Annotated in this window: 23 protein-coding genes and 1 pseudogene; 14 read left to right on the top strand and 10 right to left on the bottom strand. The window is 35.6% G+C overall.

Annotation, left to right across the window (positions count from 1 at the left end; all coding sequences use genetic code 11):
- Positions 1-6: 6 nt before the first annotated feature.
- From ACFCYJ_RS14120 to ACFCYJ_RS14095, 6 genes are all read left to right on the top strand, one after another.
- Entirely contained in the window at positions 7-546 is a 540-nt protein-coding gene (locus ACFCYJ_RS14120; RefSeq protein ID WP_376074561.1) for a hydrolase, read from the top strand.
- Between the two features lie 304 nt (positions 547-850).
- The gene (locus ACFCYJ_RS14115) at positions 851-1,879 is read left to right on the top strand and encodes a hypothetical protein (RefSeq protein ID WP_376074560.1); all 1,029 of its coding nucleotides are present in this window, start codon (positions 851-853) and stop codon (positions 1,877-1,879) included.
- Positions 1,854-2,717 carry a diguanylate cyclase domain-containing protein gene (locus ACFCYJ_RS14110; protein WP_376074559.1) on the top strand — a complete coding sequence of 288 codons (864 nt, stop codon included), beginning with the start codon at positions 1,854-1,856 and terminating at the stop codon, positions 2,715-2,717. The genes ACFCYJ_RS14115 and ACFCYJ_RS14110 overlap by 26 nt, the downstream gene beginning before the upstream one ends.
- Positions 2,701-4,149, top strand: coding sequence for a hypothetical protein (locus tag ACFCYJ_RS14105; protein WP_376074558.1), 1,449 nt, complete (start codon positions 2,701-2,703; stop codon positions 4,147-4,149). The genes ACFCYJ_RS14110 and ACFCYJ_RS14105 overlap by 17 nt, the downstream gene beginning before the upstream one ends.
- Positions 4,142-5,416 carry a glycosyltransferase family 2 protein gene (locus tag ACFCYJ_RS14100; RefSeq protein ID WP_376074557.1) on the top strand — a complete coding sequence of 425 codons (1,275 nt, stop codon included), beginning with the start codon at positions 4,142-4,144 and terminating at the stop codon, positions 5,414-5,416. The genes ACFCYJ_RS14105 and ACFCYJ_RS14100 overlap by 8 nt, the downstream gene beginning before the upstream one ends.
- A complete protein-coding gene (locus tag ACFCYJ_RS14095; RefSeq protein ID WP_376074556.1) occupies positions 5,413-7,440 on the top strand; it encodes a cellulose biosynthesis cyclic di-GMP-binding regulatory protein BcsB in 2,028 nt (675 codons plus the stop codon). Before ACFCYJ_RS14100 ends, ACFCYJ_RS14095 begins: the two co-directional genes overlap by 4 nt.
- Before the next feature lie 44 nt (positions 7,441-7,484).
- Here the strand turns inward: ACFCYJ_RS14095 and ACFCYJ_RS14090 are convergent, their stop codons facing one another.
- Together ACFCYJ_RS14090 and ACFCYJ_RS14085 are read right to left on the bottom strand one after the other, a co-directional pair.
- Positions 7,485-7,994: a PCYCGC motif-containing (lipo)protein gene (locus tag ACFCYJ_RS14090; protein WP_376074555.1), complete on the bottom strand. Its 510-nt coding sequence runs from the start codon at positions 7,992-7,994 to the stop codon at positions 7,485-7,487.
- Positions 7,995-8,073: 79 nt separating this feature from the next.
- Positions 8,074-10,386 carry a YhgE/Pip domain-containing protein gene (locus ACFCYJ_RS14085; RefSeq protein WP_376074554.1) on the bottom strand — a complete coding sequence of 771 codons (2,313 nt, stop codon included), beginning with the start codon at positions 10,384-10,386 and terminating at the stop codon, positions 8,074-8,076.
- 192 nt (positions 10,387-10,578) lie between these two features.
- Here ACFCYJ_RS14085 and ACFCYJ_RS14080 point away from each other — a divergent pair, with 192 nt between their 5' ends.
- The 7 genes and pseudogenes from ACFCYJ_RS14080 (at position 10,579) to ACFCYJ_RS14050 (ending at position 17,031) form a co-directional block, all read left to right on the top strand.
- Positions 10,579-11,058, top strand: a complete 480-nt coding sequence (locus ACFCYJ_RS14080) for a thioredoxin family protein (RefSeq protein ID WP_376074553.1) — start codon at positions 10,579-10,581, stop codon at positions 11,056-11,058.
- Between the two features lie 165 nt (positions 11,059-11,223).
- Complete coding sequence (locus tag ACFCYJ_RS14075) at positions 11,224-11,925, top strand: O-linked GlcNAc transferase (protein WP_376074552.1); 702 nt, start codon at positions 11,224-11,226, stop codon at positions 11,923-11,925.
- Positions 11,926-12,303: 378 nt separating this feature from the next.
- On the top strand, positions 12,304-13,908 hold the full coding sequence (locus ACFCYJ_RS14070; protein WP_376074551.1) for a sensor domain-containing diguanylate cyclase: 1,605 nt from the start codon (positions 12,304-12,306) through the stop codon (positions 13,906-13,908).
- A 552-nt stretch (positions 13,909-14,460) separates the two neighbouring features.
- Positions 14,461-14,592, top strand: a pseudogene (locus ACFCYJ_RS14065) (helix-turn-helix domain-containing protein); the annotation flags it as partial.
- 267 nt (positions 14,593-14,859) lie between these two features.
- Entirely contained in the window at positions 14,860-15,474 is a 615-nt protein-coding gene (locus tag ACFCYJ_RS14060; protein WP_376074550.1) for an EAL domain-containing protein, read from the top strand.
- 105 nt (positions 15,475-15,579) lie between these two features.
- Positions 15,580-16,137 (top strand): hypothetical protein, encoded by a 558-nt coding sequence (locus ACFCYJ_RS14055; protein ID WP_376074549.1) that lies wholly within the window; start codon positions 15,580-15,582, stop codon positions 16,135-16,137.
- A 237-nt stretch (positions 16,138-16,374) separates the two neighbouring features.
- Positions 16,375-17,031: an alpha/beta hydrolase gene (locus tag ACFCYJ_RS14050; protein ID WP_376074548.1), complete on the top strand. Its 657-nt coding sequence runs from the start codon at positions 16,375-16,377 to the stop codon at positions 17,029-17,031.
- A gap of 271 nt (positions 17,032-17,302) precedes the next feature.
- Here the strand turns inward: ACFCYJ_RS14050 and proC are convergent, their stop codons facing one another.
- Together proC and ACFCYJ_RS14040 are read right to left on the bottom strand one after the other, a co-directional pair.
- Positions 17,303-18,103 (bottom strand): pyrroline-5-carboxylate reductase, encoded by an 801-nt coding sequence (proC, locus tag ACFCYJ_RS14045; protein WP_376074546.1) that lies wholly within the window; start codon positions 18,101-18,103, stop codon positions 17,303-17,305.
- Positions 18,104-18,225: 122 nt separating this feature from the next.
- Positions 18,226-18,369: a hypothetical protein gene (locus tag ACFCYJ_RS14040; protein ID WP_376074545.1), complete on the bottom strand. Its 144-nt coding sequence runs from the start codon at positions 18,367-18,369 to the stop codon at positions 18,226-18,228.
- A gap of 374 nt (positions 18,370-18,743) precedes the next feature.
- Here ACFCYJ_RS14040 and cyoE point away from each other — a divergent pair, with 374 nt between their 5' ends.
- Positions 18,744-19,694, top strand: a complete 951-nt coding sequence (cyoE, locus tag ACFCYJ_RS14035) for a heme o synthase (RefSeq protein ID WP_376074544.1) — start codon at positions 18,744-18,746, stop codon at positions 19,692-19,694.
- A gap of 35 nt (positions 19,695-19,729) precedes the next feature.
- Here cyoE and ACFCYJ_RS14030 read toward each other — a convergent pair whose 3' ends face one another.
- The 6 genes from ACFCYJ_RS14030 to ACFCYJ_RS14005 all read right to left on the bottom strand — a co-directional run bounded on the left by ACFCYJ_RS14030 (position 19,730) and on the right by ACFCYJ_RS14005 (position 25,217).
- Positions 19,730-20,464, bottom strand: a complete 735-nt coding sequence (locus ACFCYJ_RS14030; RefSeq protein ID WP_376074543.1) for a metallophosphoesterase — start codon at positions 20,462-20,464, stop codon at positions 19,730-19,732.
- Between the two features lie 480 nt (positions 20,465-20,944).
- Positions 20,945-21,394, bottom strand: a complete 450-nt coding sequence (locus ACFCYJ_RS14025; RefSeq protein WP_376074542.1) for a helix-turn-helix transcriptional regulator — start codon at positions 21,392-21,394, stop codon at positions 20,945-20,947.
- A 645-nt stretch (positions 21,395-22,039) separates the two neighbouring features.
- Complete coding sequence (locus ACFCYJ_RS14020; RefSeq protein ID WP_376074541.1) at positions 22,040-22,444, bottom strand: hypothetical protein; 405 nt, start codon at positions 22,442-22,444, stop codon at positions 22,040-22,042.
- Positions 22,445-22,598: 154 nt separating this feature from the next.
- Positions 22,599-23,927, bottom strand: coding sequence for a hemolysin family protein (locus ACFCYJ_RS14015; protein ID WP_376074540.1), 1,329 nt, complete (start codon positions 23,925-23,927; stop codon positions 22,599-22,601).
- Positions 23,928-23,959: 32 nt separating this feature from the next.
- Entirely contained in the window at positions 23,960-24,343 is a 384-nt protein-coding gene (locus ACFCYJ_RS14010; RefSeq protein WP_376074591.1) for a MerR family transcriptional regulator, read from the bottom strand.
- Between the two features lie 388 nt (positions 24,344-24,731).
- Positions 24,732-25,217 (bottom strand): hypothetical protein, encoded by a 486-nt coding sequence (locus ACFCYJ_RS14005; protein WP_376074590.1) that lies wholly within the window; start codon positions 25,215-25,217, stop codon positions 24,732-24,734.
- Positions 25,218-25,501: the final 284 nt, after the last annotated feature.

The following is a 25,501-nucleotide window of genomic DNA, read 5'->3' as shown; positions in this document are numbered from 1 at the left end:
GTTTAAATGTTTACAATAGAAGAGGCGTGTTTAGTTGTCGTCGATGTACAAGGGAAGTTAGCGACAATTGTTGATGAAAGTGAAGCGGTGATTGAAAATGTAGCCAAGCTGGTACAAGCTATGGATGCATTGGAGATACCAGTTTTATGGCTTGAACAAAATCCTAGTCGTTTAGGTGGGACAGCGTTAGATATTGCTCAATATATTCATGGTCAACAACCCATTGCTAAAATGACTTTTAGTGCGTGCCAGGAACAAGATTTTGTAGATGCATTGAAGGCAAGTGGTCGTTCGCAATTTATCGTGACGGGGATCGAAACACATATTTGTGTTTACCAAACAGCCCGACAGCTAAAAGAACAAGGGTTTGAGGTTGAAGTTGTTGCCGATGCAGTGTCCTCTCGTACAAAGGCCAATAAAGAGATTGGGCTTGAGAAGATGAAGGCACTTGGAATTTTACCAACAAGCGTGGAAATGATTTTATACGAGTTACTACAACGTGCAGATCATCCACATTTTAAAACGGTGTTACAGCTCGTTAAATAGATTTGTAAATGAGGAGATTGGTTTATACCTTTTGATTTAGTTTGTAATAATTTTACAAAAAGAATATGAAATATCGAAATTTATAATTTATATATTAAAATAGGAAGATGTTTGAGTAGGTCGAAAGATCTAACTCAAACATCTTTTTTTGTCTTGTCTAGATATTTCGTGACTATTGGCGCAAAAATGTTCAGTTTTTGTTTAGGACGATATGCTATTATAAAAAGCAAGAAGGCATAAGTTTTAAACTAATTGTTAGGAGGAGGATTTTATAATAAAAAAATTTATTTTTATATTTTGTTTTGTGCTCATTTTAGCTAGTTGTGAAAAAAAAGATGTAGATTTACAAAAAAACGAACCTCTTTTACCAACAGAAAAATTTGTTATTAAAGAATTTATGGATGATGGAGGTCTGTTGAGAACAGATTTAACAGAACAAAAGAATATATTTTTATCAGAATCAATAGGTTTATGGTTAACATACTTACTAGAAAAGGGTGACCAGGCACGCTTTAAGAATCAAGTGGATGTAATGAAATCTGATTTTCTAAAAAATAACTTTATTGTATGGCGGTTAGAGAAGAAAAAACAAGCTTCTGTTAATGCACTTATTGATGACTTACGAATTATTCGGGTACTTTTTGAAGCAGGTGAAAAATGGAAGATACCTCATTATATACAGTTGGGCAATGAACTAGGGAAGAATCTTGTAAGGTATGGAATGAATGATGGATTATTTGTAGATTTTGTGGATGTTCAAACAAATGAAAAAGCAAAGACATTAACAATAAGTTATATTATGCCTTCGGCTTTTAATCAAATGCAGAAACATGGGCTTTTATCACAAAAACAGGTAAATCAGCAGCTTGCGATTCTTAAGAATGCTCCTCTTGCTGAAGCAGGATTTTACCCAAAAAACTATGATATTTCGTCCGGAAGTTATGTGTTCGATAAGGAGCTACACATGATTGATCAATTGTATACTGCCTATCATATGGCCTCTGTGAAAGAGGACACGACACTTTTTAAAATATGGTTACTTGATCTTTTTAATAGAGATGGCAAACTATATGGACGTTATAATGCACAAACGAATCAGCCATCTGTTAATTATGAATCACCTGCAGTTTATGCAATGGCTGTTCGATATTTACTTGTGTTAGACGAAAAACCTTTGGCGAATCAATTTCTTGAGAAAATGACATCTCTAAAAAATGTCTCAACGGCAGGTTATATAGATACACATACACAGGCAACACATATTTTTGATAATTTACTACCGCTATTGGCAGAAAGAGAGGTAGAAAATGCGAACAACTATGAATTGGAATAGTGCAATATTTTTTTATGGAACAGTATTGCTTTTGCTTTTACAAATTCCTTCTTATTATTTATTACACAGAGATGTTGAAAGTTTATTATTATATATTTTTTTAATAATACTAGTAATACTAACTCTATGGCGCGGAACAGTGTTAGGGCTTATCAGTAGTTTGTTATTTATTTTCATTAGCGGGTCAACGTTACTTTATATTGGCATGTCAAAAAATATTGTTTTTTTTAGTGCATCGTTTTCCATGCAGTTGTTTTTCGTTTATGGTGTTGTTCAATTATTGCTTATTTTAAGTGCAGGGAAAGTGCATGATTTATTGTTCGAACAGGCAAACTATTTGAAACAATTACAACAGGATATTAAAAGTTATGTAGCAATTGATGTCGAAACAGGCTTTGATAATGAAACTCGTATGCGTATTAGTGTCAATGAAGAAATGCGAAGATCCGATCGACATAAACATACTTTTGTTTTTATTGTATTAAGGCTTGAGAATTATGAACAATTTAAAAAACTTTATGGAACAAAAGAAGCTCAGCATTTATGGAAGCAACTTGCCCAAAAAATACAACAAACAGTAAGACAAACAGATAAAAAATTTCGATTTCGTGAAAATCAAATTGGGTTGCTACTAATAGATACAACGGATGAGTATATAGAGGTCATTTTTGACAAATTGGACCAAGCATTAAAAAATCATCAGCTTTTAAATGAAAAGTGGATAACCCTTAGTTATAAAACTAGTTATTTTACGTATAGTCCGCTGTTAGAGCAATCTTTCGATGAATTATTAACAGAGCTAGAAAGGGAGATGAAAACAAGTGCACTCCAAATATAGTTTTCTGTTAGTGGTCAGTTTATTTTGTTTATATAATTTGACGAATAATGTGACAGTGTCAGCAGCAGAAAAGGATGTTGCATTAATTTACGCTACAAGTAATCAACAGCTTAATCAAGATGTGCAGACGTTGTACGAGATGCTTAAAGGGTATACAAAAGTAGATGTTATGCCTATAGAAGCAGTGCATGAAAAAACATTACATTCGTATAATCGAATTGTCGTAATTAGCTCTCATTCAGTACTGATTTCAAAAGAAGCACTTTTAGAATTAAATCAATTCCAAGGACCAGCTGTGGTAATTGGTGAAAATGTACTTCAACTGGAGCACTTTGCTCAGTGGCAAGAGGGTGACATTATTAAGCTTCGAGCTATAGGTGAACATGTTTTGGAAAATCCTATTGAATGGAAAAGTATACAACCATCTTCTAATTCAGAAACGGTAGAAGTGGCATCAACCTTAAACAAGGAATATCCATTTATAGTTAAGGCACAAAGGAAAAATTGGTCATATATTGGAAATTTTATCTATACAAATTCGATGCAATATGAATGGCCTTCTATCATCAATAGGCTTTTACAATTGCCTGAACCTATAAAACATCAGACGTTTATTGTATTAACTGATATCAATATGGAGACCGATGTGGCAAAACTAAAGTCAGTAGTGACACAATTTACTGAAAAAGGAATACCTATTAGTCTTGAAGTGACACCGATAGATATAGCTGAAGATGGGGAGACGATTTATTATCTACACAACAATAAAAAATTATTTAACTATTTGCAAAAATTACAGAAAGAAGGATTCCCTTTCATACTATCCTCGACTTCTATACAAGCTGAGAAAAGTTTAGATTATTTAGCGTTTCGGGGAATCTATCCTATTTTGAATAATGGAAATAGTACCATATTTACAGGTATTGTACAGCAAGGTAATAATCAAATCTATCAATCACAAAATGAAAATCAAACAATGTATCCGTTGACAGTAGAGAATATTGCTGATACAAAAAAAATTAATCCACTTTTCCCAGTAGAACAAAAAATAAAACTTTTATTAAAAGCTCCAGGTTCAATTATTGGCATTCCGTATCCTGCTTATCTTGACGCGTCATATGTGCAGGAGCTTGTTGGTTTTTTAAAAGGTCTGCCACAATTAGATTTTTTGGATTTTAGAAAAACTAAACAAGAAGTAAAAACGAATCACATTTCAATTACTCAAACTGAATATGGTGAACAAAATATTAAATTATCGTTCTCTAACACCGATCGTTTAAAAATATTATTCGAAGAACGGCCTTTTGAATTGGTACTGTGGATGATTGTTTTGACTGTTTCAATGTTTGTTATGTTATTTTTTATTAATACTTTTCGTTTACGTATAACATTACGTAAGCGGTTATTTGAGGAGAGGAAAACCAATGGCTGATATCTTATTTTATATTGCGTTATTCCTCATTTGGATTATGTTGCTATATCATATGTTTTTAATGCAAGGCGGCTATAGACATTTTCGATCGTTTGAAAAACCAATTGATGAGTGGTCTAAAAAAATGGCGAATGTGCCCACGGTCAGTGTTTTTATTCCTGCACATAACGAAGCAGTTGTCATTGAACAAACGTTACGAGCTATGTCTCGATTGTATTATCCAAAAGATAAATTAGAGATAATCGTTATCAATGATAATTCGTCTGATGAGACAGGTGAAATCGCTTCTAGATTTGCTGAAAAGTATCCATTTATTCGTGTCATAGAAACGGTAGAGCCGAATAAAGGAAAAGGGAAATCCTCTGCATTAAACTCTGCATTAGCAGACTCTACAAGTGAAATTGTCGTTGTTTACGATGCTGATAATACACCAGAGAGGATGGCAGTTTGGTATTTAGTAATGGGGTTAGTCAATGACCCTAAGGCTGCTGCAACAGTGGGGAAATTTCGAGTAATTAATGCAGCTGAAACATGGCTGACACGTTTTATTAATATTGAAACAATTTGTTTCCAATGGATGGCTCAAGGTGGTCGTTGGAAATGGTTTAAAGTTGCTACGATACCAGGTACGAATTTTGCTATTCGTCGTAGTATATTAGAACAATTAGGTGGATGGGATGTAAAGGCGTTAGCCGAAGATACTGAGTTAACCATTCGAGTCTATAATTTAGGCTACCATATTCGTTTTTTTCCAAAGGCAATTACTTGGGAGCAAGAGCCGGAAACTTTAAAAGTATGGTGGAAACAACGAACAAGATGGGCTAGAGGTAATCAATATGTAGTGTTAAAGTTTTTAAGCCAATTTTTCACATTGAAAAGAAAGAGTATTATTTTTGATTTATTTTATTTCTTTTTTACGTACTTCTTGTTCTTCTTTGGAGTGATTTTATCCAATGTTTTATTTATTATCAATTTATTTTATGACATTGGTTTAACTGTTGGTGATATTGCGATTGTGCTATGGATTCTAGCCTTCTTACTCTTTTTAGGAGAAGTCATGATTACATTAAGTATTGAAAAAACTGAAATGAATCGAAAAAATTTCTTTTATGTCATCCTAATGTATTTTAGTTATTCACAAATGTGGATTGTATTGGTCGTATGGTCATTAATGCTAGAAATAAAGCGTATGTTTACTGGTCAAGAAATTCAATGGTATAAAACAGAACGATTTGCGAAGAAATCAGAACAAGGAGCAGAAAAATGAGACCCATACTGTTTATATTCATGATCTTAATGAGTCTTCCCTTTTTTTTAAGTTATGCGTCAGCGGATACCATTATCGTTGATGATAAGTCGCTTGTCATAGAAGGAAATGAATCGCAGCAAAGGCCACTTTTATCAGAGGCTATCGAATTACAGGGACCATCTTCATCAAGGGATTTCTATTACAATTTAACAAAAGATATAGAGTCAGATAAGCACTCGGTTACATTTCAAATCCAACATTCAGAATTATTAATTGAACCGTCCTCTTTTACTGTGAAAATTGATGATACAGCAATCAAAACTGTAACATTAACACCAGATTTATTAAAACAATCAGTGACAGTTACGCTTCCTAAAGAAGCATTGCTTAAGGGAACTCATAAAATTACAGCCAGTTTTTATGGTATTTTAAAAGAAGGGATATGTGTCCCCCCTGGAAATTCAGGAAACTGGCTTCGGATTGATATATTATCATCTATTTCTACCTTTGATGGGAATGTACAAGATTGGACATTAACTAGTTATCCTTCTGCATTCTTAAGTTATGATAATAAAGTAACTACACTTATTTTACCGGAAAAAGCATCAGAAGCAACATTGAATAGCAGCTATAAACTAGCAGCTTATTTATCAGAGCAAGGGGAAAATGATGTACAAATAAAGAGAGAAAATACTATTGATAAAATAACAGGACCGGTAATAGTAGTAGGTGCAAAGGAAGAATTTAGGAGTATTTTTGCGAGAGATATACTAAAAAATGTTAAAGAAAACGAAGAAGATACATTGACAGTTGGAGTTCATAAGCTGCTTAATACAGATAGAAGTGTACCAGTTTTAATTGTTACAGCGAAAACACCAATTGCTATACAAGAACGGATATCACTTTTAACAGATGTGAGATTATTCGAGCAATTGACTGGAAATACAATAACTGTGGATGAGCTACCAAAAGTTGAGAAACTTTCGACTACAACTATTCCTTTAACACAACTTGGCTTTGAAAATAAGATACTATCCAGTCAGGTTACAATGACTCCACATTACTATGTTTCACTGCCACAATTAGAGGCAAATAAAGAAGCGGTGATGCGTTTAGTCTTAAAAAAATCAGCAACATTACCTAAAGATGTTGATAAAAATGATCGGAAGTTAGAATTAAATATATATGTAAATAAAGTGCCACATTCAATAGATTTGCGCAAATTAGACAAAACTTCTTCAGATATGTATGAGGCTATAATACCAATTGAAACGAATATTTTAAATAAGCAATCTATTACAGATATTCAATTTGAAGTGACAGGTTTTCAATTAGAAGATCCATGTGAAACGACAAATGAGCGTTATTGGTTATATATTGATGGGGATAGTTCCCTAACAATTGCAAAAGATACAACCGAACCATCATTTACATTAAGAGATTTTCCAAATGCTTTTCACGATAATTCCTTAATTATAATACCTGATGGGGATGTTTTAAGCGATACTAGGATGCTAATGCTTTACAAAGCATTAATGGGGAATGGGCAATTGGCAAATACTACTCTAAAGAAAAATAAAGACGTTACAAAGAGTGATTTACAGAAGCATGCGGTTATTTTTATGGGGCAAATTGATGAATTTACTATGCTTTCAAAAAATGCTGATAAAATCCCACATACATCTGATGAGTTGATTCAACAAGGATTTTTACCTGAAGCAATCTCTCAATATACATTTATCACCAAAAACTTCTGGCAAGCTAATGAGCCACTATTGTTTATTCAATCCATAGAAAATAATGTGCTTAAAAATAATTTCTTTACGCATTTAAAAGAGGCCAATGAGGAGTCATCTTCTGCTATTGAAACAAAGGAAGGGCAATTTTTGACGGCTGTTAATAATACATTAAATAATGATGAAGGAAAGGCTGAGAAAAAGGAAAGTGTTTCTTTTATCCTAATTATTGAATTTATATTGCTTATCGCTGTAATTGCAGTCATTTTATATTTTATCCTTCGTAAAAAGAAGAAAGATCAATAAAAGAAGATTAAAAAAAGCAAAGTCGCATGTTGCGACTTTGCTTTTTAAGCAGGCATGTCAGTTGGTGTTGGTTTTGCGTAGCCTTCTTTATATGTGTCATCAATTTTTTGACGAATTTCTTTGAGGTCCATACCGTCTTTATGCATTTTTGCAGACTGTACAGCAATTTCTAGGCAAACGAGACAACGGGTACCGTGATCATCCCAGACAATTGTTCCATCCTCTCGCTTTTCTTCAATAAAGCAGTTTAAATTACTTTTATGTCCAACCGATTCGCCACATCCACAATAGCAGGGCATCCACTCTAAAATTTCTGTAGATTGTCCAGCGATTTGATATACTAAGCGAATATTTTCTGATTGATTATTTAAAAATGATGGTAAAACATCAGCAGATGCAGTCTCCTCCTGAATATCTCCGGAAGCATGTGCATGTTCTTCATGTGAAGCTTCTTTTTGTGCTTCATTCTGATTTTTTTCAACAACTTGTTTATCTACACCGCAAGCACTTAACACTAATAACAACAGAGCAAAAATAGATAGCAGTTTTTTCAAGAAAAGCGCCTCCTACATGTTTACAATACTTCCATTATAACATTGTTCGTTGAAACATTTACAAGGAGGCAAGTGAAAATCAATGAAATATATCTGATCCGCGTGTTTTGTTCATGAAATGTTCCATTTTCTCACTCAGTAATTTTTTCAAGAAGAAACCAAATAAAATGAAAAGGAGCCAGAAGAAAGATAAAAAGGCTAGATCAACCCATACCTTTGACCAAATAATACCACCAACTGCCTCACGCATCATTTCAATGGCATAAGTGAAAGGAAGAAATGGATTTATCATTTGGAAAAATCCGGGTAGCAATTCTACCGGGTATGTGCCACCAGAACCTGCAATTTGTAGCACTAACATGACAATGGCTAAGGCCTTTCCAACATTTCCGAATACGGATACTAACGTATAGACAATCGTTACGAATACTAAGCTAATAAATAGCCCAAATGGAATAAAGAAGTAAGGAGCACTAATGGACCCATCTAAAATAACAATATCTCCTATTGTAATAATGAGCGTTTGAATAAATGAAAAAGTTGCAAATGTTAATAAACGCCCAAAGTATACTTGGCGAATACTGTATTGATCATTATTGTGAATATTTACAGATAAAAGAGAAATTAATAATAAACAACCAACCCAGATGGAAAGTACAGTGTAAAACGGTGTCATAGCTGTTCCATAATTGGCAATTGGAAACATTCTATGTTCCTCAAGCTTAATAGGCTCCTCAAAGAAATCTCGCTCAGCATTGACGTCGTTTTTCAATAATTGAACGATTTCAGAAATATCAGCTTCACTTTCTAATGTTCTGAGCTTGTCTGCAAGGGTCTTGATTTTTGTACTTAAAGTCGGGAAATTCGTTTGTACTGTACCAATTGTCTTATTTGCTGTTGCTAACATATTTTTAGCATTTTTTAAACGATCTGTTGCTTGAGGTAGAATACTTTTTACATTCGTCAGCATAGATGATGCATTGGTTAAAGTATTTTTAGCAGAAGATAAGGTCGAATGAATTTGTGGCTCTAGATCATCGTTATAATGAGTAAGGAATTGATGAAGATTGGTAGAGACATTTTGCGCAACGCTTTGTACATCAGCAAGGTCATTTTTTATCGTTTCGACATCAATATTATTTAGCTGCTGCACTTTACTTGAGATGTCCGTTAGTAATGTATTCAGCTGTTTTAATGCTGTTAGAGAGCTTAAAGAATAATCAGTAAAACTAGGATTTGTCTGTAAATCTCCACGTATAGCTCCAAGCTGTTCAATTATTTTATTGTTAGTTAGTAAAGTCTTCACATCTTCAGAATTGCTTTGCTGTAGTGCCGTCAGGACGTTTTGAATCTTGTCTTCAAGCTGCTTACGAGTCGAAGCGTCGGCTTGTGTTAATTTTTGAAGTGCTTCAAGTGTTTGGATGCTAGTATTTACTTTCTCACGAGATGCATCTAGCTGGTTTTTAATTGTATCTTTTATTTGTGCAATGGTAGCTGAATCCACATTAGTATTTTGAAGCTTCCCGATAATATCTGTAAATCGTTGTGCAATATTTTGTACTGCTTCTAAATCTTTTTTGATGATAGGGGATAGTTGAGTGAACAATGTATCAGCTTCGTTGATCAATTTTAAACCTTGATGGATTGTTGTTAGACCATCATTCGTTAATTTCTCAACTTCAGGAACTTGGGTAATTGTGTGGTTCAGTAATGTCTCAGCTTCTTTTCCACCTTTAGCAGTTTGCGCTAAATATGTTTCGATATCTGGGAGATGCTGTTCAATTGTAAAAATATAATTTTCAAACTTTCTAAAGTCGGGAATTTCTCGCTCCATCTCAACACCGATCGTATTAAACATAGAGAAAAGTGTTCCGTTGACAGTTGAGACAAACTCATTAGATACTTGTTGCGTCAAGCCACTTGCACCTTTACTTGTGATTTTGGGTGCGATTGGATTGATTTTTTCATTTACATAATAATCGATATGCGCTTTTGTAGGCACATTTGACAGTATGGAGGTCAGTTTTTGTGAAAAATCACTAGGGACAACAATAACCGCAAAATAATTCCCGTTTTTTAAACTATTTATGGCTTGTTCATGAGAAGTAAATTCCCAAGTAAAGTTTTGATTGGTACTTAAATTGTCTACTACCTCGTTACCAACATTAATATCCTCTCCCCTAACAGTCGCTCCTGTGTCTTCATTGACAACAGCAATTTTCATGTTGGCAGTATGGGCATAGGGATCCATAGAGGCGTAGATATTAAGCCACGCATAAAGAGAAGGTAAAAAAATGAGCCCACCAATAATGACAGCAACTACCCAGTTTGTTAAGATATTATGGATATCACCTTTATAAATTTGAAAAACATTTCGGATAGTGTGTTTCATATTAACCACCCCACATTCATATTGAGCATTCTATATGTATGTTTCCAAACTTGGGCCAAATTATGTTTGAATTATGGAAAAACTCGTTTTCAAAGACTAATTAGTTTACTAGGATTTAAAAACCATTTATAATCAATCGCGAATACACTAAAAATAGGGTTTTTTAGTGTGGAAAGGGAGGAATACATTCTCGTGAAAAAACTACTAATTATTGGCTCAGTAATTGTTTTGTTATTTGCAGCAATTATTGTGCTAACGAATGTATCGAACAAAAGTAAGTTAGCAAGTGCAAATAATCCTTACGGTGACAAAGAACTGAAACAAGAAACAATTGATCAATTGGATGATGAAAATTACCAAAATATTATGTTACCAGACGAGCTTGAAAAAAAATTAAAAGCTGGTGAAGATGTAAATGCTTATTTCTTCAGTCCAATTTGTGTGCACTGTAAAGCTTTTACACCTGAGTTAATGCCGATTGCTAAGGAGCTTGGTATTGAAATTGCACAATTAAATGTATATGAGTACGATGAATTATGGAGTAAATACAATTTTAAATCGACACCAACTTTTATTCGCTTTGAAGGTGGTAAAGAAGTTAATCGTTTTGTAGGTGCATTACCAGAAAAAGATTTACGTACATTTTTAAATAAAGAAGTATTAAAAAAATAAGCAAAGCAGAGACTGTATCAAAAGTTATTTTTGAGCAGTCTTTTTTATTTCATCAAAGTTTTCTGTAGCGAAAGCAAAGCGCCAGCTACAATTACGTCAAGGCGAAATTGTTTTTTGTGGTGTATACTAAATATACTGAAGAGCTATACATTGGAGGAATATTGAATGACAATGGATGATTATTTTTATAATGGTGAGCTAATGAAGTGCTATGAGTTGGCTAAACAAGTTACAGATGAAAATGAGAAAGCGTTAGCTGTTAAATATATTAAATTATTAGAAGAGTATGATTTTGCGAGCTATCCAAAGCCTACGTTGTCTGTGGAAAACCAACATGCAGAACGAGCAGATGAAAGCTATCCTGAATCGGATGCCGTCGTCGAAATTCGCGCGATAAAAGATGAAGCAGAGTTTTCAAATCGTATGAAAGAACTAGAGGGGATAGCGACAACGGGTACTCCGAATGAAAGGGCCAAATCATTTTTTACGCAGGGTGAACTGTTTTTGTTTGCACATCATTACAACGAGAGTGTTCATTGTTTTAAACAAGCAGTAAAAGAAAACCCTAACAAGGCGTTATATTGGGGGATCACAGGTCAGACGATGCACCGCTTTGGATGGATGCCATTCGATGCACTTGGCTACTTAGAGCAAGCTATTAACTTAGATCCAAATAATGCACGTTGGAAATGGAATAAAGCACTTGTTCTTATTCAATTAGCGAAGGATTTGCAGATGGCACCGTTTATGGCAAATGCTGCGATTACATTGGAGGAGTCACTAGCTGTTTGTGGCAAGCATCAGCGGTCATTGAAAGATGCTATCCAAAATACTATTGATAATATGGATAGCTATGTATTTTCATAGTAGATAGAAGATGTCTCAAAAACTGAGGCATCTTTTTATCTTCATTCAGCAAATGTTTTTTAACGGCAGTAATTCATCTGTACCGAAAGCGAAGCGTCAGGTACAAAATTCCCGCCTCAACAGTCAGCGAAAGCACAGAAAGTAGGTGTGAGATGAACTGCCCGTCAAAGCCCGATTGGTGAAGACTACTAATCAGTGGGAGTGAAGAAGACCCTCCATTTATTAAAGTTTTACTTTATATTATCATTTAGTCCTAATTCCCACTCTTATTTTGGTTGAAAAGTCGTTACTTAGCGGTAACTTTGTAGTATAATTATCCTAATTATTATGGAGCAGTAGATAGAGAGAATTATTTAGTGATTAACGAGAGGAGTTATTATGTGGAAGTTTAATGAGGATTTTTCTTTTGTGAAGCAGGGCATTCAATTCATCCTATTATCAATGATTTTATTAATCGTAATTGGTTTGGGTAGTGATAAATTTTATGGGATATTTGGAGAGAACAACTATGTAACGATTCATTTAATGATGGAAATGCTTATTACTGTAGTGACAATGTCTATTTCAATTCAGACGTGGTTAATTACGCCCTATATTTTATCTAATAAAGTTCTCTATGCAGGGGCTTTATTTTTAGCCATTAGCTTATTAGAAATGGCTCACGCACTCTCTTATAAAGGAATGCCATTTTTCATTACTGAGAGTACGCCGTATGCATCAACATGGTTTTACATACTTAGTCGATTACTATTATCGATTGGTTTTCTCTTCATTTTTTTTATAAAGGAGAAGGAAATCAAATCATTTTATCGTTGGTTTATTTATAGCTTGCCGTTTGTAATAATTATTGGTTGTTTTGTCGTCATCTATGCCCCAATGTCTATATTGCCACCTCTTATGATAGAAGGTGAAGGTCCTACTATTTTAAAAAATACTTTGCAATATTTAGCTGTAGCGATACATTTGGTAATTATGGTTCTATTGCTTAAAAATTTTGAAAAAGCACCCAAAATTATATTTTTATTGTTTGGCAGTGCGATTTATTTAATTATAAGCGATTATCTTTTTACAATTTATCGAGATGTCTATGATATTAAAAATTTTATTGGACATATTTTTCAGTTAGGTGCATTTTATCTTTTATTCAGAGCAATTTATTTTTCTTCTATTGAAAAACCTTTTCAGCAGTTAGTTGATACACAAGATCATTTAGAAAAATCTCGTGAAAAGATGCATTATATGGCTTATCATAATGAGATTACGAATTTACCCAATGAACGTTTTTTAATGGAATCATTAAAGAGAGATTTATACATTTCTAAATCACAAAAGGCAATTCTTGCTATCGGTATCGAAAGAATTTCTGCTATTAAAGCGTCTTTAGGTAGTATATATGCAGACCAAATGATAGGTCTAATCGCGCAAAGATTGAAAAATGTTTTACCGGAGAACTATCTACTATGCATTCTGAGAGAAGATTACTTTGTCGTTTATATTGATGAGGTAAGCAATACCCATCAATTGACCCAGCTAAGTCAGCAGCTTCAATTTGTCATGGAAGAATCATTCCAAATACAACATTTTTCTTTAAATAGTCAATTAAATATTGGTATTGCTTTATTTCCAACAGATTCTTCTAGGGAAGAGGAACTCATTAGATTTGCACTTTATGCTATGCATGAAGCACAGAAAACGCCAACACGTATACGGTTGTATGAGTCTTCGATATCTAAAGAAACGACTGAACGACTTTTGTTAGAAAATGATTTACATAATGCTTTAGCTAATCAAGAGCTTTTTTTAGAATATCAACCGCAACTTGATTTACATACGGGTCAAATTAAGTCGGTAGAAGCTTTAGTTAGATGGCAGCATCCAAAGAAGGGTTCGATTTCACCGGGAGTCTTTATTCCAATTGCAGAGGAATCGGGATTAATTATTCCTATAGGACAATGGGTAACTAAACTGTTACAACAAATTTAGACAAACCTATACAAACCTGTATAGAAGCATAGATTTATAACAGAATACCCTTCGTATCAAGCGATTGGTGCGAACTCCACGTTAATTGCTTTTAACTCCTAAAGCCTTGTGACCAAAGCGGAGCTGGAAACGGCAGACGTAACGGTGCGAAAGCAGAAAAAACAACAAGGATGGCATAAGCTGAAAAAAATTACTCAGTGTCCGTAAAGGATCATCGTGACAACGGAAAACGGTGGCGCTAAGTGCTTTGGCAATGGATGTTTAGCAGCGAACTCCTAAATCTCTCATGAGACAAGGAAGACGTTCAACGACTATCTCCTTGAGGGAGAGTAAAACCGCAAGCGAATGGCGGAAGAAAAATGTGGCTCTTATTAAAAGATAAGATGAAGATATAGTCTGCGCTTATGTGAAAGCATAAGAGGTCTACTCGTGAGAGAAAGACTACATGAAGAGTTGCGCCTTCGTGTGAACAAGAAAAATATATACAACTATAAAAATGTTAACAACCTCTCTAAATATCATAGTGATAGAGAGGTGGTACGCATGGAATGAATGTCCATTGGGAAATTTGCTAAACGTGTTGGTGTAAATGTTGTAACGCTGAGAAGAATGGAAACAAAGGGCGAGTTTATGCCCGTCCATGTATCTTCTGGCGGTACGAGATATTACTCTGTTGAACAATTAAATATCTGCTCTTGTGGATTAAAATTGGATAGAGATTTGAACGCAAGCATTAACTTAGCAAATTACTCAATCTAAGGAATTTAACTGACACTAAACCTTAGATGTGTACGCAACGATACTGCGGAATTTAAGCCTTTGGAGAGTCATACTAAATGGCAGTAGCTTTTTGCGAAACCAGACTCAGAGAAGAAGGAAGACACAAATACGAAAATCGGAAGATATAAGTTGTGTCACAGTAGAGATGTCTACATTTTTTATGAAATGTATATGTTTTTCGTATCGGTACTAGAAACAGCCTGTAAACAAGTAAAGAGTTGGGAAGCAGCTGGATTGCCACCAATTAAAGTAGCGGTCAATCTGTCATTAGGCCAACTTTTTCAGCAAAATTTAGTTGAAATAATACACAATGTTCTTGAGAAAACACAATTAGAGCCAAAATATTTGCAGCTAGAAATAACAGAAAGTATGACGATCAATATCGATCATATGACGACGATCTTACACAAATTGAAGGCACTTGGGGTTACGATCGCGGTAGATGATTTTGGGACGGGCTATTCATCATTATCTTATTTAAAGGATTTCCCGATAGATTGCTTAAAAATTGATCGGTCTTTCGTTCAGAAAATACAATCGAACTCTACAGATAAGGCATTAGTTGACATGATTCTCTCAATGGCAAAGCATCTACAATTAAAGGTAGTCGCAGAAGGAATAGAAGAGATAGAACAGCTATCATATCTAGTAGCAAGCCAATGTGATACTATACAGGGTTTCTTATTTAGTAAACCAATATCTCCAAGAACATTACAGGAAAACTACCAAATGCTTCACAATGATGCAAAGTATATTTTAGATTCAATTACTGCGTCTAAAGTATAAGGTGAGCCTACACTGCATACCTAAACGCTACCCGTTTCTTTCTATTCTACAATCATGGTATGATAGTGAGGAAATGATTTGTAGATATAAAGGACGGGTTTTTTCATGGCACAAGAAGCGGCAAATAAATTTATTGAAAATGTATGTAATCATTTAGTGCGCAATATGAATATCACGAAAGTTGAAGGGCACTTTAAAGAGGCGATAGAGATGCAGCGTAAATCAGCACAATCTCAAATTGATTTTTGGGATATGTTAATGATGAATATGCTGTATTTTACTGAAAATGAGCAAGTTTGGGAAAAAGAATTTTTGAAGATGCTCGAAAAGAAAGAGTGGTTAAAGACCACTGTACTTGAAGAAGAGCTATTGATGCATCAAATGCGTATTCGTCAGCAGGTCGCGGAACAAATGGATGCTGCTAAAGAATTGTTTCATAAGCAGTATGTGACAGACAATGTGACGGAGGAAGATATTGTTTACGATTATGCGTATAGCTCTGCTGGACATTCCATGCGCGTAGATTTATTAACAGTACTTGTCTCAACACCAGAGCAATCAAAAGTGCTATTTAACGCAGATCCTCAAGAAACGATTCGCATAATTAACGGCTATATTGCTTATCACACTGATGGTCTTATTAATAAGACAAAATTAATATAGATTGGCTCATTAATAAAAATTGGGATGACATTATGTCATGGATATAAGTTGATTGTAGTGGAGACTGGGCGACTCCTTGGGGATTAGCGGCTCATCGGACGCCCCGAGGAAAGCGCCCAGTCGGAACGGAAATCAACCCATAATATGGCGAAGGGCCTATAGTTTATTAATAATGATAGCTATTATCTTATGCAGTATAATAAGGTGACACTAAGTTGACCTGAAAGGAATTTTACAATGAATACACCATTTACATTTAAACATACACAACCAACGAATATGGACCCAAATAAAAAATACCCAGCGATTTTTTTATTACATGGAATGGGTAGCAATGAAGACGATTTACCACAATTAGTGCAGGACTTTAAAGAGCAATGCCATGTTTTTAGCTTACGTGGTCCTATTACGCAAAAGCCCGGCTATTCTTTTTTCACAATCCAGGAGGTTGGTAAACCAGACCGCGAAATTTTTGATAAAGTATTAGTTGCTCTACAACGATTTGTTTTAGAGGCTATTGATGAATATCAAATTGATCCACATAAAGTGTACGTACTTGGATTCAGTCAAGGGGCAGTTTTGGCACAGTCACTTGCTTTTGCAATGGGGAATTTAATTACAGGAATTGTAGCATTAAGCGGCTACACGCCAAAATTCGTAACAGAGGAATTTGCTATTCGTCCAGTCAATCATTTACATGCATTTATTTCACATGGTGATTATGATTATGTCATCCCGTCACAATGGGGCGTTGAAAGTAAAGAAAAATTTGAGCAATTTGGTGCTACTGTGACATTTAAACAATATCCAGATGGTCATGGTGTGACACCAGAAAATTTACGTGATCTAACTGCATTTTTAGCACAGGAATTACAAGATAATAATATTCAATGAAAAACAGGATGGTCAAGGAAATCCTTTAAAATGAGTTGATTCGTTCAAGGCATTTCTCCAATGGGGGTATGTTGAGTCGTTCCTACGCTTATGTTGTTGCTGACACTTTCGCACAGTCGGAACGGAAATCAACCCCTCACTTTGCCGAAGAGCTATACTTTATTTAAAATTACCCTTAATTCCATTGATATAATTAGTTTTTCAACAAAATGAAAACCGAGACATTTAGGATGTCTCGGTTTCGTTTTATTTTTAGTGTATCAATCAAGAGTTATTTTGATAAACTTCGATCTTTGTCAGTCACGGCAGTTACTGCATCGTGAATCGTTGTTTCAAAATGATTGCTTTGTAATGAGGATACACCTTGGATAGTTGTCCCACCTGGAGAGCATACTTGATCTACAAGTGCCCAAGGATGTTCTTGTGATTGTAAAATCATTTTTGCACTGCCGAGTACTGCATTTGCCGCAATATCAAGCGCCATGTTTTTTGGCATGCCTTCACGTACAGCAGCACGTGCTAAAGCGTCAATATACATATAGGTGAATGCTGGTGAAGCACCACCAATCGTTGTAAATATAGAAAATAAGTGTTCAGGCACCTCGACAATCGTGCCAACTGTTTCAAATAGTGAATTGACAAGCTGAAGCTGCACATCTGATACTAGTTCACTCGCTGTAAAGCAGCTTGTAGAGGCACCGATAAGCGCATTAATATTTGGCATTACACGAATAATAGGGGTAACTTCAGATAGGTAACCTTGTAAATATGTTATATTTTTACCTGCAGCGATCGAAACAATAACATGGTTATCTTGTAAATGATTTTTCACCTCTGGTAAAACATCTGGTAACATTTGGGGTTTGACGCCGAGGATAATGACGTCACATTTTGACATAATATCTTCAATAGAGCTTGCGGCTTGAATACCGTAAGAGGCTGTTAATTTTGTTGTTTTTGCTTTGGTACGATTATAGCCATAAATCAAAGTAGGATCAAAATTTCCGCTTTTACACATTCCTTTAATAATAGCTGTTGTCATATTTCCAAGGCCGATAAATCCGTATTTCACGTGTTAGACACTCCTTCATATAGTTAAAACATACACCTTAGTATAGAGTAGATTGTTTTACTTGAATAGTAATATGCAAAGAATCAAGCCAATAAGGTTCAAATTCATGTCAGTCGGTGGTATCATAGAAGATGTTGTGAATGAACGTGTATCTCTATTTTAACTTTTTTAGCGGGTGTCCAAACACCCGCTGAAATAGAGGAACTCAGTCTAAGAACGCCACGTCCTGTGTCAACGACTGAGTGACCAACATCACGTTGGCCCAAAGCCTCCGGCGGATGTCACGGAATCGGAATGGAGTTCTTAGGGGATGTTAGCCTAAAACCATCGCATCCATGCGATAACGGCTAACTGACCTGCATCGGTAAAAACGCCACGTCTGTGGCATTACCGAAATGACCGACATCGTGTCGGCCCTTGTGCAGGCCTAAGCACAAAGCTGATTCCGGACGCAATTATGCCGAGGCATAATTGATTTAGGTAGAATATAAAGAGTAAAGAAATCATGTACTTTATGTGAACATTGAGACAGACTCTATCTAAAAGAGGTAGAATAATAATTTGATATGTCTATTGCAAAATTTGTCACTTTTTAATGATAAAGCGTGTAGAAATTAAGAGAGAAAAGGAATTAAGATGAATGGAACAAAATCTAAAAACGGAGCAGAAACTACAATCTTCCGAGCAGTCATTGGAGAAGTCCTCACGCTCTTCTATTTTAGCCCAGACAGTAAAAACAGGAATCATTAAATCCAATTTAATTCCTATGTGGGCTGGTTTAACGTTAGGTATGTACAAAAATAAAATGACTTTTGTAGAGAATATACCTGAAATTGTTTTCGCAACGATTGGCTCTGCACTTGTTATTGGTGCTGCTGGAGCATTTAATAATGTGTATGATCGCGACATTGATGCTGTAATGCCTCGTACGCAAAGTCGACCAACTGTAACAGGTGAAATGTCAGCTAAATCAGCGTTAATTTTAGCTTTTGCCATGCTTATTATCGGGGCATCTGTGTTGGCACTTGCTTCACCACTAGCTGCAGCATTTGGTCTCTTAGGGGTGTTTTTATATGTAGTACCCTATACTATGTGGACAAAACGACATACGATTTATAACACGGAAGTTGGGAGTATAGGAGGGGCGATTCCAGCGTACATTGGCTGGGGGGCTGTTTCTTCTGATATTACACATCCTGCGATACTTGGCCTATTTTTAGTTATGGTCATTTGGCAGATGCCGCATTTCTATGCCATTGCTATTCGTAAGCACGCTGATTACGAAGCGGCCAACGTTCCAATGCTTCCAGTTGTAAAAGGGATGCGACGTACTTATTATCAAACGAACTTTTATTTAATCTTATTAATATTATCAAGCTTTTTATTTGGCACTTTAAGTGTTGGTATTATGCTTGTTGCTCTATTGCTAAGCATTGCATGGCTTGTGATGAGTATTTACGGTTATCATAGTAATAAAGATCAAATAAAGTGGGCAACCAAAATGTTTGTTTTCTCACTTATCCATATGACAATTTTATTTACAACGGTTATTGTGTACTCTTTAGTAGGTGTTATTTTTAAATTGTATTAAAGCTTTTATCTTCATCAGCACGAAAAGCCAACAGGTTATTCTACACTTGTTGGCTTTTCCTTTTCCACCGAGATTATTTGACGACTTGGCCATTCTAATGCGTGTAACTGACCTCCAAAAACAGCTCCACCATCAATACCAATAATATTATTTTCACCAAAATAGACACTGTAATCTGTTGGATTTTGGTGAAGTCTGTAGGTAGGTGTATGACCAAAGATTACAGTTTTCTCGTCTTGATAGCCTACATGAAATTCTTCACGAATCCATAAAAATTGTATGGGATCTGTCTCTGCTAAAGCTACTCCAGGAACAACACCGCCATGTACAAAAATGGCATCCTCTAATTCGATGTAAATATCAAAGGTTTCGATAAGTTGTAAATGTTCTTCGAGCTTTGGTAAGGTTTGAATAAAGCAAGGTAATGTCTCGTTTTCAATGGCATCCTTAAAATCGTCTAATTGATAACCGTAGCTTGCGAGTGTTGCATCGCCACCGCAAAGTCCCACCCAATGATTCCACGGCTTAGGATGGCCAGAACGACAGGCTTTTAGCATAATGGCTTCATGATTTCCTAATAGAACACGTGCACCTTTTGCCTGTAATTCCGCCACTAAGTTTAAAACGCCACAAGATGCAGGTCCTCGGTCAATATAGTCGCCAAGTAAAAATAACCGATCGTGCATAGTATCATAATTAGCTTTCAATAATAATTCTTCAAACAGTTCTAATTCCCCATGTATATCACTAATTGCTAGTATTCGATCCATAAAAAAGCATCCTTTCCAGTATTAGAGAAGTTATTATTAAGTATAGAGAATAGTTTTACAAATTTCGACTAATGTAACTTTTAACCAAAAGGTTGATTGTAAAGATATTACTTAATACGCTCGTTTTCTAGTTTCCTTTTATCATATGACGAAGTGATTCCATTATCTTATTCATTTGTCTATAGTGTTGGAATAGCGAGGGGGAGTATTGGTTACAGTCAGTTCAATACGTTTGTGAAAGATATAGGGCTGTCAATTTCAAGTGCATTTATTTTGTATCAACAGCGCCAGAAGAGGTGAGGGGAAGCCATTAAAGAAAGTGATACAATAAATGCAAGAGGAAAATACAAATGAAGAAAAAGAGCAATGGAGAAGGTTAGTAGCGCAAGTACAGCAACATATACACTTGGTCTGCAACCTTTATACTCCTCGCGCATAACGTAGGTGTATTTGGGATGTATGCGCGAGTATAGTATTTAATTATTCTTGAAGCTTTTCCCATGCTTGCTTGGCTATTGACTCGTCGAATGTTGATAGTAGTCGATAGTTGTCTGTATTTAAAATTCGAAAATGCTGACTAATGACGTTTTGTTGTAGGTAAAAACCATTGTACTCGCTAAGATTTTTCCACCATATGTATCCCCCCATTGTTTTCTCCTTAGGTTGTAAGGTTCCGTTATTGGCGATTAAATCGACAACTTCAAGTGGATCTCCGCCAAGCTCATGCTGTAAAATCGTGCTATCTCGGCATAATGCACAAACCGCAATCGTTGTAGTCCAGCCAGTTTGAATACGGCCTTTTTCAATTTGAACAAGTGTTTTTTTAGAAAGTCCTAGTAAATCACTCATCTGATCTTGTGTTAAATCTTTTTCGGTACGGATTAATTTCAGTTTTTCTGAAATAAGTGTGATTAATTGTTCACGATTCAAATCCAAAACACCCTTTCTTTCAGATAGTGTTAAATACTATTATACATGAAAGTGGTCAGTGGTGTTTTCTGTTTGCTAGTAATTGTAGTTAAATCGCGGCTCATCACCAAAAGTTGTGGATGATATTTGTTAAAACGTATGCCATTTATCTACATTCAGTAGAAGACTCCCACCTTTGAAGGTGTTGAGATGAATGCGGATGAGGCTCCCTTTCAGTGGGTGTCCAAACACCTACTGAAATAGAATAACTCAGTTTAAGAACGCCACGTCCTGTGGCAATTTATCTGTGCGAAAGCGAAGCGTCAGCAACACGGTTTTATCTGTGCGAAAGCGAAGCGTCAGCAACAACAACACACGGCGGGGTGACCAAAATCGTTCTGTTATTGCTGCCGCTACGTTGGCACTACGCTTTCGGACAGATAACGTTTTGCTTTCGCGCAAAAAACACCCTTTGCCCCGATGCTCCCAGGAAAGCGCTCAGTCGGAACGGAAATCAACCGCACGTTATGGTGAGAGCCTAAATCACAGCTGTTTAGGGGATTTTTGGTGTGTTTTTTCTGATGAATCAGGAGTGTTTTGATTCGTTTTGCAACATAAAAAAACAGACTGCCCAGCAATCTATGTATTGGACAGTCTGTAAAATAGTTAAATCTCGTATTTTTTTGTGTCGGAAATAACGCGGAAATGAATTCCTTTAATTTGAGCGCTTACTTTATGACGTAGTGTATCAATATCTACTAATTCCTCATTATCATTGACACATTCTGCAATCTCTTGTAATAGTTTCGTAAATGCCTCTTTGAAGAGTGCACGCATATTATCAAAATCAAGGCTACGGAAGTTTCCGTCAATATCAAATGCCTCCACAGAATTTAATTGCTTTGAAGCACCAGCAAAGCGATCATCGTACACTGTGTAGTTTTCATCTGTTACTACGATAATATATAATACTTCCCCTGTAATTGTTTTTAATTCAATGTTCGTTTTGTGTTTTTTGACGTCGGTAATGATGTGAATACCGTCCGAATGATATAGTTTAAACAATTTCATTTGTGATGCCCCCTGAAAATAGAATCATATACATAATTTCATTATATATTGATATACCTAATAATGGAATAAGGCGAAAGTATTTGAAAAACTAGAAAAATGCTAGTTGAATGAATATTGTTAAGCTAAAACTGCGAAAATTGTACTGGTTGTATTATGCTTCTGCTATAGCAGGTATAGTTTTGCGAAGAGGGCGAACCTCGATGTAATGAATCTGATGGCCTTGCTGCTCATAGATGCTAAATATATAGGGCGCTAGCTCAATGTTTTTTGTTGCTTTAATACCATTATTCACTGTAAGGAACCAACCGCCTAGTGTTTCGACTTCCTCTACATCAAGTGTTATATTTAATAGATTTTCAACATCTTCAATGAGCATTTTTGCATTTAAAATATAATGATCGTCACTTACTTTTCGGATTTCTGCAATTTCATCATCGTCGAATTCATCGCGAATCTCACCTACAATTTCTTCTAAAATATCCTCGACTGTTACAAGCCCTGATGTCCCGCCATATTCATCCATTAAAATGGCCATATGAATGCGCTCTTTTTGCATACGCACAAGTAATTCTTGAATTGGAATCGTTTCAATTACTCGAATGACAGGATTTATAAAATCTTCAAGGATTAAAGAATCGTCTGTGAGTTGCTCAAGTAAACCATGTGTAAACAATTCCTTGGCGTTGATGAAGCCTAAAATATTATCACGATCACCATTATAAACAGGGTAACGAGTATATTTTTCAGCCGCGATAAAATGAATCATTTTTGTAAAAGATTCATTTTTTTCAATTCCAATAATTTCTGTTCGAGGAACCATAATTTCTCGAGCAATACGTTCATCGAATTCAAAGACATTATTCACAAACTTTAGCTCTGTTTTATTGATTTCACCACTTTTGAAGCTTTCTGATAGCAGTAATCGTAATTCTTCCTCTGTATGTGATAACTCATGCTCAGAAGCAGGTTTCATACCGAATATGCCAACTAATACTCGAGCTGAGCCGTTCAAGAACCAAATAAATGGATACATCACTTTATAGAACAACATAATAGGTTTGGCAAAACGAAGTGTAATTACTTCAGCCTTTTGAATCGCAGCGGTTTTGGGTGCTAACTCACCAACAACAACGTGTAAAAATGTTGCAATGGCAAAAGCGCTACCAATTGTGAAAAACGTCATATATTTATCTGAAATGCCGATGAAATCAAAAAGTGGGAGTAGCATAAATTCAAAGGTTTTTTCACCAACCATCCCGATTCCAAGTGCTGTAACAGTAATACCAAGCTGACAAGCAGATAGGTATTCGTCTAAATGATTGACAACATGCTTTGCAGAAATGGCTCTTTTATTGCCCTCCACAACCAATTGGTCGAGTCTTGAGGAACGTACTTTTACAATGGCAAATTCTGTTGCCACGAAAAAGCCAGTTAAAGCTAATAAAATGATAAAAATTGATAAGTTGAGTATGGTCTCCAAATAGTCGTTCTGAATGAACAGAACGTCACCTCCTAATTATGAATAAGTAAAAGTAAAGATTGCATGAGTGCAACACTTTCGGGTGAAACATTTTTTTTTATCTTTTCAATCTTTTTATGGTCTTGTTTGTTCATTTGTTCAAGTAGGGAAGTTACATCCTGCTCTAAGTCTTGCATTTTTACACGTAGCATTTGTACATCGATTTCTTCATACGGAGTGATGTTTAGTTCATGCTGTATTTCTATGAGTGAAAGCCCCTCCTGTTTACGTCGCTCAATAAACTGAAGTCGTTCAATCATTGTAAGGGCATAGTAGCGATAATTGGATGCAGAACGTTCTGCTTCTAATAGGCCAATGTTTGTATAATAATCGATTGTTCTTTTTGTAATGCCTGTTTTTTCTGCAAGCTCGCCAATTTTTAATCTCTCTGTCCCAATGCAAACACCTCCGAACCATCACGTGATACTTTGATTATAACGTCCTGGTTTTATAGTATTCAAGTAATAGATCGCAATATTTCAAAAATGTAAGATTTCTTTTGATGGTTGGGCTAATATGCTGAATGAACATAAAAATAGCTTTTCTAACAACTTAATGTTAGAAAAGCTATATGTTTTTGAAAAACTCAATGAAATTGTCATGTTAAACAAAATACGGCTCCGGCAGTACGAGGGTTGATTTCCGTTCCAGGCTCTCGCTTTCCTGTGGGCGAGCGCCGAGCCGCTTCCTCTGCTTTGTTGCCCCCTCATTTTGCAGAAGAGCCATACTATCTATAAATTTTTTATAATAGAAAAGCTACAAAGTTTATTTCTGGAGATATGTATCATATAGGTGATGAAGTGCATCTTCACCAGTCATTTCTAAAATTATTTCGTTATTAAAAATAAGTGTTACATTTGTGAGAGCGCCATCAATTTTATCATTCTTAATAGTGCATGTAACCTTTACTACACCTGTTTCTGCTAGTTGTTTTTTCAGCGTATCATCCCACGGTTGCTCAGAAAATAGTGGTGCTTGCCAAGTCCCTCTCACATGAAGCTCACTTTTTTCAGCGTCATAATCCCAGCGTACGTCACGTAAAATAGTTTTAAATAGGTCATTAACTGTAAAGGATGTATCTTTATAGTCAATGGCAATTGCTCGTATAGCATGTACATCACGACCAACTGCACTGGCTGCAGTGTCTGCTGCTGAATTTATGCCTGAAACCGCTTCTTTAATTTCAGATAATCGATCACCACAGCCAGCTAGCAGCGCGCAAAGACATGTTATACAAGTTAGTTTTGTCATCCATCTCACAAGTAGTCCCTCCAGTATTGCAAGTTGATACTACTATATTAACGAAAAGAAAACTATGAAAAAAGGGCATGAGAGCGGTAGATTGTGACGGTTTTGCAACGATGCTACCTCCACTAGATTGTTCGAGAAATTGGAAGTTTAAATGTCTGAAAATTTAGTGAATTTATCTTCATTCAGCAAATGTTTTTGTAGCGAAAGCGAAGCGTCAGGTACAAAAAACTCTCACCTCAGAGGTTGGTTAGATGAATGATGGTGTGGGTTCTTTTCCTTGAATG

It is taken from the genome of Lysinibacillus sp. NPDC056232 (genome assembly GCF_042267565.1).
GTDB lineage: Bacteria > Bacillota > Bacilli > Bacillales_A > Planococcaceae > Lysinibacillus.
The sequence above is the reverse complement of the archived record's forward strand: the minus strand, read 5'-3'. Positions and strand labels throughout refer to the sequence as shown.

Excerpts from the sequence above, each read along its gene's own strand:
- ACFCYJ_RS14120 (WP_376074561.1), top strand. The coding sequence starts at position 7 with ATGTTTACAATAGAAGAGGCGTGTTTAGTTGTCGTCGATGTACAAGGG.
- ACFCYJ_RS14110 (WP_376074559.1), top strand. The coding sequence starts at position 1,854 with ATGCGAACAACTATGAATTGGAATAGTGCAATATTTTTTTATGGAACA.
- ACFCYJ_RS14100 (WP_376074557.1), top strand. The coding sequence starts at position 4,142 with ATGGCTGATATCTTATTTTATATTGCGTTATTCCTCATTTGGATTATG.
- ACFCYJ_RS14095 (WP_376074556.1), top strand. The coding sequence starts at position 5,413 with ATGAGACCCATACTGTTTATATTCATGATCTTAATGAGTCTTCCCTTT.
- ACFCYJ_RS14085 (WP_376074554.1), bottom strand. The coding sequence starts at position 10,386 with ATGAAACACACTATCCGAAATGTTTTTCAAATTTATAAAGGTGATATC.
- ACFCYJ_RS14075 (WP_376074552.1), top strand. The coding sequence starts at position 11,224 with ATGACAATGGATGATTATTTTTATAATGGTGAGCTAATGAAGTGCTAT.
- ACFCYJ_RS14070 (WP_376074551.1), top strand. The coding sequence starts at position 12,304 with ATGTGGAAGTTTAATGAGGATTTTTCTTTTGTGAAGCAGGGCATTCAA.
- ACFCYJ_RS14060 (WP_376074550.1), top strand. The coding sequence starts at position 14,860 with ATGTTTTTCGTATCGGTACTAGAAACAGCCTGTAAACAAGTAAAGAGT.
- ACFCYJ_RS14055 (WP_376074549.1), top strand. The coding sequence starts at position 15,580 with ATGGCACAAGAAGCGGCAAATAAATTTATTGAAAATGTATGTAATCAT.
- ACFCYJ_RS14050 (WP_376074548.1), top strand. The coding sequence starts at position 16,375 with ATGAATACACCATTTACATTTAAACATACACAACCAACGAATATGGAC.
- cyoE (WP_376074544.1), top strand. The coding sequence starts at position 18,744 with ATGGAACAAAATCTAAAAACGGAGCAGAAACTACAATCTTCCGAGCAG.
- ACFCYJ_RS14030 (WP_376074543.1), bottom strand. The coding sequence starts at position 20,464 with ATGGATCGAATACTAGCAATTAGTGATATACATGGGGAATTAGAACTG.
- ACFCYJ_RS14020 (WP_376074541.1), bottom strand. The coding sequence starts at position 22,444 with ATGAAATTGTTTAAACTATATCATTCGGACGGTATTCACATCATTACC.
- ACFCYJ_RS14005 (WP_376074590.1), bottom strand. The coding sequence starts at position 25,217 with ATGACAAAACTAACTTGTATAACATGTCTTTGCGCGCTGCTAGCTGGC.